The sequence below is a fragment of the Mesorhizobium sp. WSM4845 genome (assembly GCF_055811455.1).
In genome coordinates this window covers 59,302-74,614 of record NZ_JBVVQA010000008.1, presented here as the reverse complement: position 1 = coordinate 74,614, position 15,313 = coordinate 59,302, and the positions used below count along the sequence as shown (strand labels likewise).

At 63.4% G+C, this 15,313-nt stretch carries 16 protein-coding genes; 3 read left to right on the top strand and 13 right to left on the bottom strand.

What is annotated here, in order from left to right:
• Positions 1-22 precede the first annotated feature (22 nt).
• From AC0L2C_RS11865 to AC0L2C_RS11835, 7 genes are all read right to left on the bottom strand, one after another.
• Positions 23-937 (bottom strand): sugar phosphate isomerase/epimerase family protein, encoded by a 915-nt coding sequence (locus tag AC0L2C_RS11865; RefSeq protein ID WP_287065542.1) that lies wholly within the window; start codon positions 935-937, stop codon positions 23-25.
• A gap of 26 nt (positions 938-963) precedes the next feature.
• Positions 964-2,076 carry a Gfo/Idh/MocA family protein gene (locus AC0L2C_RS11860; RefSeq protein ID WP_287065544.1) on the bottom strand — a complete coding sequence of 371 codons (1,113 nt, stop codon included), beginning with the start codon at positions 2,074-2,076 and terminating at the stop codon, positions 964-966.
• Positions 2,077-2,111: 35 nt separating this feature from the next.
• Entirely contained in the window at positions 2,112-3,203 is a 1,092-nt protein-coding gene (locus tag AC0L2C_RS11855; RefSeq protein ID WP_287290805.1) for an ABC transporter ATP-binding protein, read from the bottom strand.
• Between the two features lie 4 nt (positions 3,204-3,207).
• Positions 3,208-4,293: an ABC transporter ATP-binding protein gene (locus AC0L2C_RS11850; protein ID WP_473523420.1), complete on the bottom strand. Its 1,086-nt coding sequence runs from the start codon at positions 4,291-4,293 to the stop codon at positions 3,208-3,210.
• Positions 4,290-5,267, bottom strand: coding sequence for a carbohydrate ABC transporter permease (locus AC0L2C_RS11845; protein WP_473523419.1), 978 nt, complete (start codon positions 5,265-5,267; stop codon positions 4,290-4,292). Before AC0L2C_RS11845 ends, AC0L2C_RS11850 begins: the two co-directional genes overlap by 4 nt.
• Positions 5,264-6,124, bottom strand: a complete 861-nt coding sequence (locus AC0L2C_RS11840) for a carbohydrate ABC transporter permease (RefSeq protein ID WP_287360174.1) — start codon at positions 6,122-6,124, stop codon at positions 5,264-5,266. Before AC0L2C_RS11840 ends, AC0L2C_RS11845 begins: the two co-directional genes overlap by 4 nt.
• A gap of 79 nt (positions 6,125-6,203) precedes the next feature.
• Positions 6,204-7,817: an extracellular solute-binding protein gene (locus tag AC0L2C_RS11835; RefSeq protein WP_287321003.1), complete on the bottom strand. Its 1,614-nt coding sequence runs from the start codon at positions 7,815-7,817 to the stop codon at positions 6,204-6,206.
• A 125-nt stretch (positions 7,818-7,942) separates the two neighbouring features.
• On the opposite strand from AC0L2C_RS11835, the gene AC0L2C_RS11830 reads away from it, so the two are divergent.
• The 3 genes from AC0L2C_RS11830 to AC0L2C_RS11820 all read left to right on the top strand — a co-directional run bounded on the left by AC0L2C_RS11830 (position 7,943) and on the right by AC0L2C_RS11820 (position 9,531).
• A complete protein-coding gene (locus AC0L2C_RS11830) occupies positions 7,943-8,149 on the top strand; it encodes a hypothetical protein (RefSeq protein ID WP_027154361.1) in 207 nt (68 codons plus the stop codon).
• Positions 8,150-8,198: 49 nt separating this feature from the next.
• Entirely contained in the window at positions 8,199-9,230 is a 1,032-nt protein-coding gene (locus AC0L2C_RS11825; RefSeq protein ID WP_287321005.1) for a LacI family DNA-binding transcriptional regulator, read from the top strand.
• 91 nt (positions 9,231-9,321) lie between these two features.
• Positions 9,322-9,531: a hypothetical protein gene (locus AC0L2C_RS11820; RefSeq protein ID WP_473523418.1), complete on the top strand. Its 210-nt coding sequence runs from the start codon at positions 9,322-9,324 to the stop codon at positions 9,529-9,531.
• Positions 9,532-9,746: 215 nt separating this feature from the next.
• Here the strand turns inward: AC0L2C_RS11820 and AC0L2C_RS11815 are convergent, their stop codons facing one another.
• From AC0L2C_RS11815 to AC0L2C_RS11790, 6 genes are all read right to left on the bottom strand, one after another.
• Positions 9,747-10,181 (bottom strand): aconitase X swivel domain-containing protein, encoded by a 435-nt coding sequence (locus tag AC0L2C_RS11815; RefSeq protein WP_473523417.1) that lies wholly within the window; start codon positions 10,179-10,181, stop codon positions 9,747-9,749.
• Positions 10,178-11,425, bottom strand: coding sequence for an aconitase X (locus AC0L2C_RS11810; RefSeq protein WP_287065555.1), 1,248 nt, complete (start codon positions 11,423-11,425; stop codon positions 10,178-10,180). Before AC0L2C_RS11810 ends, AC0L2C_RS11815 begins: the two co-directional genes overlap by 4 nt.
• 68 nt (positions 11,426-11,493) lie before the next feature.
• Positions 11,494-12,558 (bottom strand): ABC transporter ATP-binding protein, encoded by a 1,065-nt coding sequence (locus AC0L2C_RS11805; RefSeq protein ID WP_287321011.1) that lies wholly within the window; start codon positions 12,556-12,558, stop codon positions 11,494-11,496.
• The gene (locus tag AC0L2C_RS11800; protein WP_023798617.1) at positions 12,558-13,346 is read right to left on the bottom strand and encodes an ABC transporter permease; all 789 of its coding nucleotides are present in this window, start codon (positions 13,344-13,346) and stop codon (positions 12,558-12,560) included. The genes AC0L2C_RS11805 and AC0L2C_RS11800 overlap by 1 nt, the downstream gene beginning before the upstream one ends.
• A complete protein-coding gene (locus AC0L2C_RS11795; protein WP_023798616.1) occupies positions 13,346-14,215 on the bottom strand; it encodes an ABC transporter permease in 870 nt (289 codons plus the stop codon). The genes AC0L2C_RS11800 and AC0L2C_RS11795 overlap by 1 nt, the downstream gene beginning before the upstream one ends.
• A 41-nt stretch (positions 14,216-14,256) precedes the next feature.
• Positions 14,257-15,312 carry an ABC transporter substrate-binding protein gene (locus tag AC0L2C_RS11790; protein ID WP_287395351.1) on the bottom strand — a complete coding sequence of 352 codons (1,056 nt, stop codon included), beginning with the start codon at positions 15,310-15,312 and terminating at the stop codon, positions 14,257-14,259.
• Position 15,313 lies beyond the last annotated feature (1 nt).

Genomic DNA, 15,313 nt, shown 5'->3' with positions numbered 1-15,313 from the left:
CTTCCTCCCTTTTTTGTGGCCGTCACAGTCCGTTGGCGCGGAATTTCTCGTCGAGGAATTTCTTGGCGCGCGGCACGTCGTCCTCCGAAAGGTGCTCGATGATGACCGGGATGTTCGGGTGCTTTTCGGCCAAACGCTTAAGATAGAGGTCGTAGTTCAGCGAACCGAGGCCGGGCGCCGGCAGCTCGATCTCGCCGACACCGCGAAAAGTGTGGCTTTCCAGCGCGTCCTCGTCGCCGATATCGGCGTGCTTCTCCGACTTGTCGCCGCCCGAGCGCTTGACGTCCTTGGCGTGGGCTATTTTGATCTTGTCGGTCAGGGTGTCGAATACCTGGTTCAGGATCTGGTCCATCCTGTCGATGTTATGGGTCTCGAAATAGTTGGTCGGATCCATCAACAGGCCGAGGCCGGGATGGTCGACCTGCGCGAACATCTTCACCGTCTCCTCGACCGAGCCGACGACATTGTTGACATAGGTTTCGAGCAGGAACACCGCGCCGTGGTCGTAGGCGGTCTGGGCAAGGTCGGCGATGACCTTGCGGCATTCCTCAAAACCTTCCTCGGTCTTGTTCTTGGGATGGTGCACCCAGTCGGATTCGGTGTTGTAGGTGCCGGTTTCCGAGATCACGTAAGGCGTGCCGAATTCGCGCGCATTGCGGATGATCTCCTTGAGATAGCCGACGCGCCTCTCGCGCTCGCCCATGTCCGGATGAATGATGTTGGTGTAGCCCGACACGCAGCACACCGGCAGGTTATGGTCGCGAAACGTGTCGCGAACTGTCTTGGCCTTTTCCTTGGTGATCTGCCCGACCGACAGGTCGATATCCCTGAAATGCAGGTCGAGCTGCACCGTGTTGAAATCGAGCGCGCGGATCTTCTGCGCGGTTTCCTTAAGGCCGTACGGGAAATAGCCCGTGAAGATACCTGCCTGCATCATGATATGAAATCCTCCCTGTAAGCGATTCAGTTGATTGGGTTTATCGAGATTTCGGACAGCTTGACCGTGCGGCGCTCGTCGATCGAGCGATAGCCGGCTTCGATCAGCGCCATGGTCTTGGTGTTGTCGGCGACGGAAAGTGCCGGCGGCTCACCCGTCTTGACCGCATGCTGGAGTTGCTCCATCACGCCGATGAAGGCATGCGGGAACCACATCGTCTCCCAGCTGGGTGTCACCCATTCGCCGCCGGTGGTCTCGGTCGAGGCATAGGTCAGCGTTGAGGGCGAACCCGTCGGCCAGCCGATCGTGCCCTTGGCGACGCCCTTGGTGCCGTCGACGCGCCAGTTGATGTGCTGGTCGTCCCTGTAGCCGTCCTGGCGCGGGCCGGACCAGACATCCTCCAGCGATACGGCGAGCACGCCGGACGGAAATCGCATCGTCGAGACGGTGATGCCGTCGGAATGGTCGAAACGCGTGCGCGGATCCTTGCGGGTCAGCGTGGTGATCTCGTCGGGATCGCCGAACAGGAAACGCAGCACGTCGAGATGATGGACGCTCATGTTGGCGAGCGTCAGCCGGTCATAGTCCTCGAGAAATGTCTGCCAGTGCGGGATCGCATGCATGTCGATCTGCGCGAAGACGATATCGCCGAGCGCGCCGCTGTCGATGATCTGCTTCAGCACCCGCATCGACTGGTCGTAGCGCATGTTCTGGTTGACCGAGAGGATCTTGCCGGCCCTGGCCGCCTCGTCACGCAGTTTGACCGCTTCATTGAGCGACAGCGCCAGCGGCTTTTGCGCCAGGATCGCCTTGATATGCTGCTGCTTCAGCGCATGGCGGATCAGTGCCGGCTGCTGGTCCGGCGGAAACGCAAGGTCGATGATCTCGACATTTTTGTCCTCGATCAATTGTTCCGGCGTGTCGTGGACGGTCGGTATCTCCCAGCGCCTGGCGACCTTCTCGGCGCTGGCCTTGGTCCTGGAGGCGATTGACACCACGGGAAAACCAGCTTCCTGGTAGGCCGCAAGGTGACATTCGGCCATGATCATGCCGGCGCCGACGCAGCCGATCCTGTATTCCCTGGTGCGGACTTTAACGTCCGGCTCGAAGTCCTTGCCCGCTATTCCTTCGCCAGCCATCTGATCCTCCCGAAGCTCGTTTCTTAGAACCGCTGTCATCGCGCCAGCGCTGCCCCGCTTTGCCCAAAATAATGCACCCTGCCCGGCTCGCAGGATATCGCCACCATCGCGTCCGGCCTGATATTGGGCTGGCCGCGCAGCAGTGCCCGCAGACGCGCCTGCCCGGCGGCGAGTGTCACCACGGTGTAGCCGCCGAGCGGCTCGACCTCGAACACTCGCGCCGGGCGGCCCGCGCGCCCAACCGACATTCCATCATCCGATATTTCCCCATCCTGCCAGGGCCGGACCTTGATGTCTTCCGGCCTGAGCCCAATCTCGACGGCATCGGCCGGCGCGGCCTTGTCCGCGATGCGGATCGTGCCTTCGGCCGCCTCCATGCCTTCCGCGCCGCGCACCGACTTCAAGATGTTCATCATCGGCGAACCGAGCAGCCGCGCGACATAGGTGCTGGCCGGCCGATCATAGATCTCGGCCGGCGCGCCGGTCTGCCTGATCCTGCCGTTTTCCAGAATGGCGATGCGGTCGGCGACAGACATCGCCTCTTCTTGGTCGTGCGTGACATAAATCAGCGTCTTGCCGAGCTCGCGCTGGATGCGCTTCAGCTCGACGCGAGTCTCCTCGCGAAGCCTGGCGTCGAGCGCCGAGATCGGATCGTCCATCAGATAGGCATTGGGGTCGCGCACCAGCGCCCGAGCGATCGCCACGCGCTGCCGCTCGCCGCCCGAAAGCTGCGCCGGCGGCTTATGCAGGATGTGGCCGATATGCAGCTTGGCCGCGACGTCTGCGACACGCTTTTCGATTTCGGCCTCGGCGACCCGGCGTTCGACCAGGGGAAAGCGGACATTGTCGCGCGCGCTCATATGCGGAAACAGCGCCAGGTTCTGGAACACCATGGCGACATTGCGTTCGGCCGGCGACACCGTGTTGACCGGCCTGCCGCCGATCAGGATTTCGCCGGCGTCCGGCGTCTCCAGCCCGAGCACCAGACGCAGCACCGTCGACTTGCCCGATAGCGGCGGGCCGAAGAAGCAGAAGAACTCATTGTCGTTGACAGTGAACGAGGCGTCGTCGACGGCGAGCGTGTCGCCATAGCGTTTCGTCACATTGCGGAAGACGATATCGGCCATGGTCTCAGCCCGCCTTCATGGCAAGGCCGGTGGCGGCGTCGAACACACGCACGGACGCCTGGGCCGGCGCGACAACCGCTGTCTGCCCGATCGCCAGCCCGACGTCATTGTCGAACACCGCCTTCACCGTGCTCTCGCCCTGGCCGAAATGGACGATGGTGCGCGCGCCGATGCGCTCGACGAACGTTACCGGCATCGACAAGCCGCGGTCTGAGAGAATCACCTGCTCAGGCCGAAAGCCGTAGAGCACATCTTTGCGCGCGGCCCTCACCGCCGGGGCGAGATTGTCCGGCAGCGGCGGCGTGACACCGATCGGCCCGAGATCGATGACCAGGCCACGGTCGCTTTCCGCCGGCCTGCCCTTGAGCAGGTTCATGCCCGGCGCACCGATGAAGCGGGCGACAAAGACATTGGCCGGATCGTTGTAGACCTCGAGCGGCGTGCCGACCTGCTGCAGCACGCCATGGTCCATCACCGCGATGCGATCAGCCATGGTCATCGCTTCGAGCTGGTCGTGGGTGACATAGACCATGGTCTGCCGGAACTGACGCTGCAGCTGTTTCAATTCGGTCCGCATGACAGCCCGGAAGGCGGCGTCGACATTGGACAGCGGCTCGTCCAGCAGGAAAATCGCCGGCTCCATGATCGCCGAACGGCCGATCGCCACGCGCTGCAATATGTTGACCGACAGCCTGTCGGCCTTGCGGTCGAGCAGCGGAGTCAGTTGCAGCATCTCGGCGATCGCGCCCACGCGGCGGTCGATCTCTGCCCTCGGCGCGCCGCGCATTTTTGGGCCGTAGGCGAGGTTCTGCCGCACGCTCATATGGGTGAAGATCGCATAGTTCTGGAAGACGAAGCCGACGCCGCGCCGCCCCATCGGCACGCCGGCCATGTCGCGCTCGCCGAACACGATCTTGCCGCTGGTCGGCACTTCCATGCCGGCGATCATGTTCATCGTCGTCGACTTGCCGCAGCCCGACGGCCCAAGCAGCGCCATGAACTCGCCGTCGGCGATGGCAAGATCCATCGTCTTCAAGGCGGTAAAGTCGCCGAACTTCTTGACCAGGTTCTGCAGGTGGATGGCGCTCATGCCGTCACCTCGCGTGCCCGGGCCATGCGCTTCATGGCAAACACCGCGGCGATGGACAGCACGATCAGGATGGCCAGCGCGATCGCCGCGACATAGCCCCAGATCAGGTCCTGGGTGGTGAGCTTGTAGATATAGACCGAGATGGTTTCGGTAGCGACGCCGGGACCGCCGCCGGTCATGATGTAGAGCGTGTCGAAGATCTTGAAGTTCTCGATCACCCGGATCGCCAGCGCGATGATGATGATCGTCTTCATCTTCGGCAGCACGATGGTGACGAAGCGCTGCCAGGGATTGGCGCCGAGCAGCGTCGCCGCCTTGATCTGGTCTTCGGGCACGCCGACCAGGCCGGCAAGCAGGATGAGGAACATCAGCGGAGTCCACTGCCAAATATCGGCGACCATGACGGCGATGAGCGCCAGCGTCGGGTCCGACAGCCAGGCGATGGTGACGGGAAAGCCTGATAGCGCCGACAGGATGTCGTTGACCGGGCCGCCCGACTGGAACAGCATGAAGAACATGTAGCCGGCCACCGCCGGCACCACCATCATCGGCATCAGCAGGATCGAATAAAAGATCCGCTTGCCTGGAAACTCGTCGGCAAACAGCGTGGCGAGCGCCAGGCCGAGCAGGAATTCCGCCGGCACGCAGACGATCATCACGATGACGGTGCGCTTGAGCGCGCTCCAGAAGCGAGCGTCGGCGGCAAGGTCGGTGTAGTTGGCAAAATTGTTCCACAGCGACCAGGCGCTCCACCCGCCGAGGCCCGACAGCGGCGACCAGTCGGTCAGGCTGATATAGAGCTGCATCAAGAGCGGGAAGACCGCGATGAACAGCACCAGTATCTGCGCCGGCAAGGTCAGCCGGAAACCGAGCTTAGCCCCTTCATCACGCAAAGCCGGGTTTGCCTGGGCCGCGTGGCTGTTGTCCTCCGGGATGGGGGCCTGCTCCGAAATTGCGGCAGTCGCGGCGCTCATTGCTTGAGCGCCCCGAAGGTCAACCCGCGCACCAGATGGCGCTGGATGGCGATACCCATGATGACAGGCGGCACCGCCGCGATCAGGCCGAGAGCTGCCTTGGCGCCATAGAGCTGCCCGGTCATCGAGGAGGACAGCGAGGCCATGTAGACGGGTACCGTCACCCATTCGCGCGTCGTCAGAAGCAGCGCGATCAGATAGTCCGACCAGTTGAGGATGAAGACGAACAGCGCTGCACTGGCCAGTGGCGCGCGCATCATCGGCAGCGTGATGCGGGTGAAGACGCGCAGCCGCGAGCAGCCCTCGACCAGTGCCGCTTCCTCGATCTCGCGCGGCATGTCGTCGAAGAAGGTCTTCATCAGCCAAAACGCAAAGGGCAGCGTGACGATGCCGTAGATCAGCGACAGCCCCCACCAGCTGTCGGTGAAGTTGAGAAAGGCCCACATGATCATCACCGGGGTCATCACCGCCATTGGCGGAAACAAGCGGAGCTGGATCAGCGCCAGCGGCAGGTTCTGGCCCGAGCCAAAGCGCGACAGCCCGTAGGCCGCCGCGGTGCCCGCCGACATGGCGATCGCCGTTCCGAAGGTGGCCGACAGCAGCGACGACAGGATCGGCTTCAGGGCGGTGCGATCGAGCGCGACGATGAGGTTGTTGGTCGATTCACCGAAGACGAAGCGGAAATTGCTGAGCGTCGGATCCTTCGGCCACCAGGTCAGTTCGGCGCCGGTCGCCGACCATTCGGCGATCGGCTTGAAGGCCATCGACACCATCCACAGGATCGGCACCAGCGTCACCGCGATGGCGGCAAGGATTACTGCATAGCGGAATATTTCGAAGGGAACGGAACGCTTCATCTTGCCGCTTTGCTGGTAACCATCGTTTGCGGGGGCGAAGCGCAAACTCCTCGCCTCCATTCGGATCCTGGGAGGAGGATCAGCTGACCGGATCGAGAACGGTGGGCCAGGCCTCCTTGTTGGTCTTGATGGCTTCGAGAAGCTTCTCCTCGCCGGTGCGGCGGGCGATCTTCTTCCATTCGACCTCGGTGTCGGCCATCGCCTGCTCGGCGGTCTTGGCCTTGGTCAGCGCGGCGACGAGGTTCTCGTCCAGCGCGTTGTGGAAGGCGGTGGCGCCGGGATAGTTGATGGTCGGGACGGTACGGGCGACCGTCTCGCGCACCACATCCATGTGGTAGGAGTGATAGGTCTGGCGGACCAGCGGGTCGGAGAAATCCGACAGCCGGAACGGATCGAAATAGCCGCCCGGATTGGCGGTCATCCAGGCATAGATGCGGCTCGAACCGAGCCACTGCAGGAACAGGTAGCAGGCCTCCGGATTCTTGGCCTGCGACGAGACCGAGGCCGACAAATTGAGCCACAGCACCGAGCGGCTGATCAGCTTGCCGTCGATCTCGCGGCCGGGCGGCAGCATCGAGCCGATCTTGCCGGTGACGGCTGAATCCTTGTTGCCGGCATTGTCCAAAAATTTCGGCAGGTTGGAGAAGGCGCAGGTCATCGCGGCGCCGCCCTTGGCAAAATTTCCGTACTGCTCCGGCCAGCCCCAAGAGATCGCATCCGGCGAATGGTGGGCCAGCGAGGCGATGTACTCGTTAACAGCGGCAATGCCTTGCTGCGAATTGATCAGCGGCTTGCCTGTATCGTCGAACAGGAACTGATTTGGCGAAGCCATTGAAACATAACGCTGATACCAGTTGGTGTAGCCCCAGCCCTGGTTGCGCAGATCGGTCGAACCGAACAGACCCTTGTCCGGGCGATGGAAGAAGGCGGCGATCTCGTCATGCTGCTTCCAGGTCTTCGGCGGCGCCAGTTCATAGCCATGCTTGTCGGAGAAGGCTTTCTTCTCGGCCGCGTCGCCGAACAGATCGGTGCGATAGACCCAAGTCTGGAAATCGCCGTCCAGCGACACGCCATAGGTCGAGCCGCGATACTGGTTGAGCAGCGAGACGCCCTTGGCGCCGTCGACATAGCCGCGCTCGGGGTCGTCCCATTCCGGCTTGTACTGGGCGACGAAGTCGTCGAGCTTCAGGATGCCGCCGGTTTCGGCGAGATCGCCGAGACGGTTCCATTCCACCGCGTAGATGTCATAGGCCCCACCCTTGGTGGAGATGTCCTGCATCGTCTTGGTGAATTCCTGGCCGTTCGGCACGCCGACGATCTCGAGCGGAATGCCGGTTTCTTTCTCCCACAAATCCTTGATCGAGGGCGCGCCGGCGGGAAATGGCTGCGTCAGCTGGCCGATCGAGCCGTCGGACAGGCCAAGCACGATCTTGGCCGGTGCCTTGCCAGCCCCCTTTATCGCTTTGGCCGCCTCGATGGCGCGGCCTTCCGGCGTGTCGGGACCATACTGATAGCGCTCCGAGCCGTCGAAGCCGGTCGGGCCGCCGATCATGCCCGGCGCCAGCGCATCGGCCGCGTAGGCGCGGCTGGGGCGGATGAATTTCGGCGCGATACCTGCGGCGGCAACAAGCACGGCCGCCTTTCCACCGGACGCCAGCAGACGGCGCCGCGACATGCGGATTATATCAGACATTGGAACTCCTCCCTCGGGGCCTTGTTCCTCCACGGCCCTCGTGATGGATATTGACGGCACCCGGGGAAGGCTGTCAACATCATAAATAATCAAAACAAATCACAACATCGCAAATGGAGGAAAAAATGCAGTCGACCGAGATCATCACACCGCAATCGCTGCTTGAATTTGAGGGGCCTGAATTTGAGGGCATCGTGCGCAGCACCGACCGTTTCGGCGCGGCTCGACGATTTGGCGTAGCGCCGGCTTGCGCATCGGCTAAGGCCGGATACATCATTTCCCATCAGAATCGCGGATGGCATGAAGCGGTCGTCCGGCATTCGAACCGTTGAACGCGCGATTTTGATGCGCGGTAGCGCGCAAGCAGTGAGGTGATCGACTGTGCGGTCCACCCTGACGGACATAGCCCGGGAAGCCGGCGTTTCAGCCGCGACGGTCGATCGTGTGCTCAACAACCGCGCCGGGGTCAGGGCGCGCACCCGCGAGGTCGTGCTGGAGACGGCGCAGCGGCTGGGCTACATCGCTGAGAATTCGAACAGCCCGACCACGCGCAACGCGCTGTCCAGTAATGTGATACGGCTCGACTTCGCCCTGCCCGCCGGCACCAATTCCTTCATCAAGATGCTGCACCGGCACATCGAGGCGCAGGCGCAATCGCGGCCAGACCTCGATGTTCGCGTCGCCACGATCGAAGGCTTCAATCCCGACCGGCTTGCCCGCCTGCTGCAGGAATTGCGCGGCCAGACGCAGGGCGTCGGCGTCATCGCGCTCGATCACCCGACGGTCCGCGAGGCGATCCGTTCGCTGTCGGCCAGCGGCGTCAAGGTCGTCACCATAGCGTCCGACATCCTGCACGTGCCGAGGGTCGCCTATATCGGCATCGACAACCGCGCCGCCGGCCGGCTCGCCGGCTATCTGCTCAACCGCTTCATGGGCGCTGAGCGTCCGGGCAAGGTCGCGCTGTTCGCCGGCTCGCTCTCCTATCGCGGCCATGAGGAACGTGAGATGGGGTTCCGCCACATATTGACGGAAGAATCGCCCAATCTGCAGATCGTCGAGATGCGCGAGATGCTCGACGACCGGGAAAAGGCCTATGCGGAGGCCTCCGCCCTGCTGGACCGGCATCCGGACCTGGCCGCGATCTACAATGTCGGCGCCGGCAACACCGGCATCGCCCGCGCGCTCAAGGAGCGAGGGCGGGCGCTGGCGACCGTGTTTCTCGGCCATGAAGTGACCGAAGGCACCAAGGAGCTTTTGCTCGACGGCACGCTCGATGCGGTCATCGACCAGAACCCGCGCGTCGAGGCCCGCGAAGCGCTCAACACCTTGACCCACGCGATCAGGGGCTTGCCCTACGAGTTGCACCAGCCGAGGCTGCAAGTGATCTTCAGAGAGAGCATCCCGGAGATCTGAACGGAAGGGTCCCGGGATTACCCGGGAAAGAGAGGCAGCGCCAGCAGGTGCAGGCTGTGGCGCTGCGGCGATCAAGGTAATCTTGAGCTCAATGCGTGCGGACTGTTGTCTTCGGGATGACGACGACCGGGATCGCCTCCCGCATGGCCGACCGGCTCGGCGTTCGGCTGGTTTCGCGGCGGAAGCAGCTGCCGCCAGGATCGTTCGCGAACACTGGCGCGGCACGCTCGGGCTTGGCCGCGACGAGACGCTGGCGGCGGCCTACTGGCGACGTGGCACGGCAGGACTGATGGCCGGCTGAAAAAGACTTTTTGATGGCGAATGCAACGCAGGCGATCCCCCTCTCCCCGTTCTTCACGGGGAGAGGGTAAGGGTGAGGGGCAGCGCGAACGTTGAGTGGAAACTCCGACGCTGGTGCTGCCCCTCATCTGCCTGCCGGCATCTTCTCCCGGTGGAAAACGGGGAGAAGGGGCTAGCCGCGACCCGACGCGACAATTCCCAATTACTCACTTTAGATCATTGCCCAATATTGACGATCGCCCGGTCACCCTCGCCGAGGCCGATCGCGATCCGGTCGCCGGAGATAATGCCCGATATGTCGCACACGACCAGCGGCATGCTGATTTCGTAGAGGAACTCGGCGACGATGGCGCCGACGGCCAGGATCGGATCGAACCGCTGCAGGATGATGCCGGCCGGCGCCGTGCCCCGGCGGATCGCCTCGGCGAGGACCGAAGATGAGGACGACGATCCCCGCCCGGATGCCATCACCAGGATCTTGCCGGCGACGTTGCCGCCCGGGTGCGATCGGTCGATGATGTCGCCCGTTTCGGCATCGACGCCACCCCAGAAGCTGAGCGCATCCAACAATACCAGCGCCGATCCCTGCGCCTCGCCGGCATGCTGGAACGTGCCAACTCTGTTCAGGGCTCGACTGTCCTGTTGGCTCATCGCGCGCCTCGCACGACGCGGCCGGCAGCGGCCGAGCGAACGCAGTCTGCCAGGTCGCCGAAGGCCACTGTCACGCCGATATTGCCGGGCGCATAGTGCGCAAATTTGCCGGAATTGGTCATCACCACGCCGTCGAGACGCTCGAGCACAGAGGTGACATAAGTGCAGGTATCGGTAACCGGAATGAGGTTGAACTTTTGCGCATCGTCCAGTTCGCCCTCGTCCTGCAATCTCTTGAAAGTGGCGCGCCCGGTGTTGACGTAGATCGGGATGCCCCTGCCCGGCGCCACCTCGCGCAGCATCGGCAACAGGCGCATCCATTCCTCGTGCGAAAAATGCGGCGTGCCGAGCGATACGGCCGCAAGCGGCGCTCCGTCGGGGACGCTCGACAGTTTTGCCAGCGCCTGGTCGATGTCGGCGCGACAGATCCGGATCGTCGCCTCCGGCGCCATGCCGCGAAATGCCTCGTCGAGCGTCCTTGCTTCCGGCGTGATGCCGACCGCATGAAACAGCGCCACCGCACCCGTCGTTGCCGCCGCCGCGCCAAGCGCCTTCAACTGATCCTCGTCGCGCGGCTGCGGCAGGCCCGATATGACCGGAATGCGGTCGCCGCTCGCTTGCCCGACAATAAGCCCGACGCCGACGAACAGGGCATCGGCAGGCTCGAAAGAACCGGTCAGCTCGAACAGGATTTGGCCGCGCCGGTTTTCGCTGAGATGCAGTCCCCAGGCCGGCGCGCGCCCGGTCATCGCGCAGCACAGATCGATGAAATCGCCATAGCGGTTGGTCCGCGCGCCGATCACCGAATTGGCAAAGACGATGGCGTTGGACTCGCCCCAGGCGATCTGCTCGCCAAAGCCCGGCCGGAACCGCGTCTGATAGGGCGCGCAGGTGAAGGTCGCCTGGCAGCCGAGTTTTAGATGCGCCTTCATCAGCCGCCGCGCCGGCACTTCTTGCGCCGGCGGCATCTTCACCAGCCCGGGATGGATGAGGTCGAAAGAACCGACATTGAGTGTCGTCGGCACCCGAACGCGGCCGCCGCCCTCGACCAGCCTTTCGACGAAATCGAGGCTGGCCTGGCCGTGATAGAGGCAGCCGTCGATATGCGCCCCGGCAATGTCCAACAATTTGCGCGCGCCGACGGCGTTGGAAAAGGCGACCAGTATCTTCATCGCTGCGGCCACGGCCCGGCCGTGCTCGCCGTCGAGCATCGACTGGTCGCCCGCACTGAGTTCAAGCGTCATCGGCATGCTCCGGCGCCCCATTTTGCTCGACAGACAGCGGGACAGGTGGGACGGATCGCCAGCTTTTACTAGCCAGCAGCGATCAGCACCGTGCTCTCCGGCGACCAGCGCAGCACCACTTTTTGCCCCTCCGCCAATCTTTCAACGCCGGTGTTCTGCACGATGACCTTGAGCGTTTGCCCGTCGCGATCGACGAAATAGGTGCTGTTGTTGCCGGCGAAGATGCGCTTGGATACCTGGCCGCGGAGCATATTGGCGTTCGGATCGGACGTCCCTGAATCGGTGGCGATGCGGATGCGTTCGGGCCGCACCGCGCAGCTGGCCTTGGCGCCGGCGGCAAGCGTCGCGCCTGCCGCGGCGGCAATCGCCGTGCCGTCCGGCAGCCGGATGCCGGCGCCGGTGGTCTCGCCGCGAAAAATATTGGCGTCGCCGAGGAAGGTGGCGGCGAACTCGCTCTTCGGCCTGTCGTAGATCTCCTCGGGCGGCCCCTCCTGCACCAGCCTGCCGTCACGCAGGATGCCGATGCGGTCGCTCATCGTCAGCGCTTCTTCCTGGTCGTGGGTGACGAAGATGGTGGTGATGCCGATCTCGCGCTGGATGCGCTTCAGCTCGATCTGCATGTCGACGCGCAGCGCCTTGTCGAGCGCGCCGAGCGGCTCGTCGAGCAAAAGCACGCGCGGCTTGGTGACGATGGCGCGGGCGAGCGCGACGCGCTGGCGCTGGCCGCCCGACAGCTGGTGCGGGCGGCGGGCGCCGAGCTTGCCGAGCTGCACCAGGTCGAGCGCGCGCTGCACCTCGCTGGCTATCGTTGGCTTGGCTTGCCCGCGCACCGACAGGCCGAAGCCGACATTGTCGGCGACGCTCATATTGGGAAACAGCGCATAGTTCTGGAACACCATGCCGATGCGCCGCTTCTCGACCGGCACCCGCTCGACGCTCTCGCCGCCGATGGCGATGCGGCCGGAGTCGGGGAAATCGAAGCCGGCGATCTGGCGCAGGAGCGTGGTCTTGCCGCTGCCCGACGGCCCGAGCAGCGCGTAGAAACCGCCGTCGGCGAAATCGATCGAGACATCGTCCAGCGCCTTGTGCGCGCCAAAACTGCGCGACAAATTCGCTACCTGCACGCCGGCCATTATTTCTCTCCGCCGAATTTGAAGAATTTTGCCGTGAGCAGCATCAGCGCCATCGAGACGACGATGATGATCGTCGAGACGGCATTGATCTCCGGCGTGAAGCCCTTGCGGATCGCGGCGTAGATCTCGACCGGCAAGGTCGTCTGGCCCGGCGTCGACAGGAAGTACGAGACCACGAACTGGTCGAACGACACGGCGAAGGCGAACAGCCCGCCGGCGATGACGCCCGGCATGATCCAGGGCAGCGTGACCCGCGAAGTCACCTGCCACTGGTTGGCGCCGAGCGATCGCGCCGCCTCTTCCAGCTCCGGCGCAAAGGTCTGCAGCCGGGCTGAGACGACGACGATGACATAGGGCAGCGCCAGCGCCACATGGCCGAGCAGGATCGCGAACAGCCCACGGCCGATGCCGACGCCGAAGAAGAAGATCAGCATCGCCGTGCCGGTGATCAGCCACGGAATGGCGATCGGTGGAAACAGCAGCGCTTGCAGGACTTTCTTGCCGCGAAATTCATGGCGATAGAGCGCCAGCGATGCCGCCGAGCCGAGCACCGTGGAGATGATGGTGGTGATGATGGCGATCTCCACGCTGTTCCAGGTGGCCGAGATCAGCTGGTCGTTCTGCCACAACGACGCGTACCACTCGGTCGTCCATTCGAACGGCAACTGGTAGAAGGGCGACACGTTGAACGACATCAGCGCCATGATGATGATCGGGAGGTAGAGAAAGGCGAGCAGCAGCCAGATGTAGAGGCGCCCACACCATTCCAGGATACGCGTCGTCGCCATCACGCGGCCCTCTTCAACACCGGCGACGCCAATGCCAGGATGACCAGCACGACGGCCAGCAGGATAAAGGACAGCGCCGCACCCAGCGGCCAGTTGAACACGGCGACGAACTGGTCCTCGATGACCGTGCCGTAGAAAGTGCCGGTGCGGCCACCGAGAATACGCGGTTCCATGAAGGAGCCGACGACGGGAACGAAGATCAGCGCCGCACCGGCGACCAGCCCCGGCATCGACAGCGGAATGATCACCCGTTTCAGCATTTGCAGCCGCGAGGCGCCGAGCGAGCGCCCTGCCTCGATCAGCGAATCGTCGATGGCCTGCAGCGTCAGGTAACAGGTCAGCACTATGTAGGGCACGTAGGAGTGGACCAGGCCGATGATGACGGCCGGATAGGAATACATCAGGTCGATGTTGATCTTGAACGGCAGCACGGCGTTGAGTGCGGTGTCGAGAATGCCGCCCTCGCGCAGCACCATCGCCCAGGAGAAGATGCGCACCAGGCCGTTCGACCAGAACGGCAGGATGACGAGCAGGAAGATCGCCTCGCGGCTGCGTCCCCTAAACACCTTGGCCAGCACATAGGCCGCGGGATAGCCGATGACGACGCACCACAGCGTCACCTCGAGCCCGAGCCTGAGCGAGGCCAGCAGCAGCGTCCGGTAGAGGCCTTGCGCAAAGAAGGTGGCGTAATTGTCCAGCGTGAACGACCACGCCTTTCCCGACAGCGGCAGCTCGGTCATGAAGGAGAAAAACACCATGGCCGACAGCGGCAAGAAGATCGCCACCGTCAGCCAGAGATAGGCCGGCACAAGCAGCGGCAAAGCCGATCGCAATCCGCTCCTCGAACCGGTTGCGACCTGTCCAGCCATATGTTCCTCCCGAATGCTTGCCGTTACTTTCACCCCGCCCGTTACTTCACATTGACCTTCAGCTCCTGCCACAGCGCCAGATAAGCCTCGCGCTGCGCGTCGCTGATCGGCGCCTGGAACTGGATGCGCTTGGCGACGTCGGGGTCGCCCATCACCTTGCGGTTGAAGGCGTCTTCGGGAAGGGTGGCGACCGCCTTGGCGTTGGCCGACACCGGCGCGCCGACCTTGGTGACCCATTCGACGTAGAATTTCGGTTCGATCATGTAGTTGATGAAGGCCTCGGCGCCGGCGACGTTTTTGGAACCGACCGGGATGGAGAAGGCGTCGAGCCAGGCGACGGCGCCTTCCCTGGGGATGACCAGCGAGACCGGCAGCTTGAAATGCGTCTTGGCGCGGTCGGCCGAGCCGCTCCAATAAGTGCCGATGTCGATCTGATTGGAGGCGACCATCTGGTTCCAGTCGTTTTCCGAGCTCCAGAACGTCTTGATCTGCGGCATCAGCGAGGCCAGCTTCGCCTTGACCGCCTCCATATCCTTGATGTCATTGATGTTCTGGCCGGTGGCGATGGCGCCGAACTGGACCGCCTCGACCGCGTCGTCGCGGATGGTGACGCGGCCCTTATGCGCCTCGTTCCACATCTCGGCGATGCTGGTCGGCGGCGTCTCGAAGGCTTTCTCGTTGATGGCGAGCGCGGTCAAGCCCCACACCCATGGCACGCCATAGACCTTGCCATCGCGGGCGAGCATGGGCGAGCCTGCCTTGTCCGCGCTGATGTCGGCATAGTTGGGGATTTTCGAGACGTCGATCGGCTGGATCAGCTTTTCCGCCATCGCCTGGTCGTTGAAGGCGGCGTTGATCATGACGACGTCGTAGAGGCCGGGATTGGTCCTCAGCTTGGTCAGCATTTCCTGTTCGGAATTGAAAAAATCGTTGACGACCTTGTTGCCGGTCGCCTTCTCGAAAGCGGCGATGGCCCAGGGCTCGTCGGCGCCGTAGCCCTTCCAGTTGAGCACATGCACCTCGTCGGCGCTGGCGACCAGTGCGGAAGCGAAGACGGCGGTTGCCGTCAGAAAAGCAGTCAGTTTGGGCATGCGCATG